Below are 3,180 nucleotides of genomic sequence, written 5' to 3'. Positions count from 1 at the left end.
GGACGGGGTGGGCACCGGGTAGTGGCCCTCCTTGCCCAGGGGCGAACCGAACAGCTGCGAATCCGCCTGACGCGAGCGCATGAGGTCCACGACGAAGTTCATGCGCTGGTCCAGCTTGCTCCAGTCCTTCGCGGCGGTGCCGTGGAGGCTATCGGGCGTCCGGTCCAGGCGCCCCAGCAGTGCGCGCAGCTCGGGGTTTTCAATCGTGCGCAGGTGCGGCGGGAAGAGCACGTCCTCCATGCCCTTGGGCGGCGGCAGGTCGTTGCCCAGCTTCAGCGCGCCACCGGGCAGCGTCAGCCGCATCATGTTCTCGGTGACGGCGGCGCGGAACACCGTCGCCAGCTGATCCACCAGCGGGTTCAGGGCCGCGTCCACCACGCCCGCCTTGATGGCGGCCTTCGCGGCGAGGTTCGCGGGGAAGGGCAGGGCGTTGGCGCCCGCTTCGACGGACTGCTTCAGGATCTTGCGGAAGACGTCCTTCACCGGCGCGTTGAGCGCGCCCTCGATGTAGGGCTGGAGCTGGGTCTGCTCGTGCAGCCCCACCTGGGTGTTGCCCAGCAGCACCAGCTCGGCCTTCTTGTTCGGGTCCTTCTCGAACATGGCCTCGGCGTAGTGGCTGAACGCCTCGCGCAGCAGGGGCTTGTCCGCGGGGATGCTGGCGGCGAACCGCTCCACCTTGGCCGCGTCGTATCCCGTGTCGCCCTGGAAGGCCTCCACGAAGCGGGCGAACTCGAACCCCACGTCGTTGAAGACGAAGTGATTGCCGCCCGCGACGGCCTGGCTGGTGGCGTTGAGCGCATCGGTGCCGGCCCTGGCGATGTCGCCCAGGGGGAGCGCGGGCAGGCCCAGCTTGCGCAGCAGGTCGTCCGCCTTGCTCATCGCGCCGCCCAGGATTCCGCCGCCCTTGAGCGCGTCCACGAACACCTTGGGCATGTCCTCCTGGCGGATGCTCACCCCGGCCTGCTTGGAGGCCCACGAAGCGATGGTGGACCAGTTGGTGTTCTCCTCGCCCAGCAGCGAACCCATCGCGTTGGACAGGTCGTGGTAGCCCTGGGTGATGGCCAGGTTGCGGGCCACCGGGTCCTTCATCGCGGCGATGGTCCTCACGTCCCCGGGGCTGGGGAAGCTGCCGGGCGCGGGACGGTTGCCCTGGGCCACCACGCCAGCGGGCGTGGACAGCGCCACGGGCGTTTTTCCGGACGGGGGGGTGTCGAAGCGCGAGGCTGCCGGATGGCCCTGCCCGGGCTTCACCGTGTTGCGCGCACGCTGCGGGGCCGCCGGCTCGGAGGGCCGGGGCGTGGACGGGATTCGGGGAGCGATCTTCGGGGGAGCCATGATTCCAGTATCACCCGGAAACTCCCCGAAGTTGCGTTCAGGCGGGACGATGGCTCCAGGCCGCCCGGGCCTCCTCGACGGAAACCGCCTGGAAGTGCACGGAAGCCCCGGCCCGGCGGGCACCCAGGCGGCCCCAGTCCGCGCGGATGACGACGGCGATGAGCGGGTAGCCCCCGGTGGTCGGATGGTCCGGACCCAGGACGATGGGCGTTCCCGACAGCGTCACCTGGAGGGCGCCGCGCACCATGGGCCGGGAGGTGCCCGTGCCCTCGTCGCCGTGGGGAACGGGCGGTCCGTCCAGCCGCTGTCCCACGCGGTCGCTGGCGGGCGACACGGTGAAGGTGCTGCCCAGGAGCATCGCCACGGCCGCGTCGCCGAAGCGGGCGGTGTCCGGGCCCAGGAGGATGCGCACGGGCGCGGTGGGGTCCAGGGCCTCCGCGAGGCGCGGGAGGTCCGCTTCGGAAGGACTGTCCGCGGAGACCGGCGGGCCCAGTGGAAGGGAGTCTCCCTTGCGCAGGGGACGGCCCTCCCATCCTCCCAGCCGGGCCACTCCCAACGTCCCGCGTCCGCCCAGCACCTCGGGGACGGCCAGTGCGCCGTCCACGGCCACGTAGCGCACGGCATACCGGGTGGGCGCGAGCACCGTGAGCGTGTCGCCGTCCGCGAGGAGCCGCGCGGCTTCTCCGTCCACGGACACGCGCACGTCGCGGCCCCGGGCGCGAAGCTCCAGCCGTCCGTAGGCCTCCAGCGCCGCGGCGCTCCAGGCATTGCCCACCGCGCGGTTCGCGGCGATGAGCAGCTCCGGCACCCACGCGCCGCCCGGAGGAACGCCGTGGTGCATGTGTCCCGGCCGGCCACCGTCCTGCACCATCACGGGAGCCCCCAGGCTGACGACTTCAATCGAGGCCGTCATGGGTCCTCCCGTTCGAAGCGCACGCGGTCACCCAACTGCATCACGGCGCCGTGCTTCGGGTCGAACGCGGTGAAGTCCAGCGCCGTGCCCACCAGGTTCCATCCCCCGGGCGACGCGAAGGGATACACGCCCGTGCGCTCCCCGGCGATGCCCACCGCGAGCGCCGGCACCCGCGTGCGCGGCGTGGCCAGCCGGGGACAGGCGATGCTCGCATCCACCTCCCCCAGGTACGCGAAGCCCGGCAGGAACCCCACGCAGCGCACCGTGTACTCGCGGGCCGTGTGACGGCGCACCACCTCCTCCACCGACAGCCCCGCGTGCGCGGCCACCTTCGGCAGGTCCTCGCCGTCGTAGCGCACGCGGATGCGCAGCAGCGGTCGCTCCACCGGAGTCACAGGCATCACGCGCAGCCGCGTCAGCACGAGCGCGGGAGCCTCGGGGGGCGTCGCCGGATCGAAGTACACGCAGGCATGGGACTCGGTGATGACTGCATCGAGCACCCCCGGCAGCGCGCACAGGGCCTCGCGCGCCTGCCGCCGGTCCACCGCCTCCGGCAGCACCAGCCGCAGCGCGCTGTCCCCCAGGGGTTCCGGAGGACGCTCCAGCGCATCCAGCATGGCGCGCACCTCTCGGGCCAGCGTCACGGCCCCCGGCGTGTCCCCGTGCACGCACAGCGTGTCCACCGTGCCGCCCGTGGCCAGTCGCACCGTGTTCTCCCGGGCGCGCGCCACGTCGGTCAGCACCGCGCCGGGTTGACCGCGCGGAATCAACGAGCCGTCTGGAAGCGTGCCCCGGTCCGCGAAGCCCTCTCGCGAACGGCTTTCTTCCTCAATGTGGGAAGCTCCTTCCTCTCAAGCGTTGGAGAGCCCTCCGAAGGGGCGTCCATCGAGCGCGTCTCATCTGCGTCCCTGGTTGATGCACTCTGCCAGTTC

The 3,180-nt window shown here is 71.9% G+C and carries 3 protein-coding genes; all 3 read right to left on the bottom strand.

Features of this window, described 5'->3' with window-relative positions:
- Positions 1–1,335: hypothetical protein (locus tag D7X74_RS40820; RefSeq protein WP_120538319.1), on the bottom strand; the 1,335-nt coding region annotated here is incomplete at its 3' end.
- A gap of 37 nt (positions 1,336–1,372) precedes the next feature.
- Complete coding sequence (locus D7X74_RS40815; protein ID WP_120538318.1) at positions 1,373–2,248, bottom strand: biotin-dependent carboxyltransferase family protein; 876 nt, start codon at positions 2,246–2,248, stop codon at positions 1,373–1,375.
- Positions 2,245–3,081: a carboxyltransferase domain-containing protein gene (locus D7X74_RS40810; protein ID WP_255424523.1), complete on the bottom strand. Its 837-nt coding sequence runs from the start codon at positions 3,079–3,081 to the stop codon at positions 2,245–2,247. Before D7X74_RS40810 ends, D7X74_RS40815 begins: the two co-directional genes overlap by 4 nt.
- Between the last annotated feature and the right edge of the window lie 99 nt (positions 3,082–3,180).

Source organism: Corallococcus sp. CA047B, assembly GCF_003612065.1.
In the GTDB taxonomy this organism is placed as follows: domain Bacteria; phylum Myxococcota; class Myxococcia; order Myxococcales; family Myxococcaceae; genus Corallococcus; species Corallococcus praedator.
This window is presented reverse-complemented; position numbering and strand designations above follow the sequence as displayed.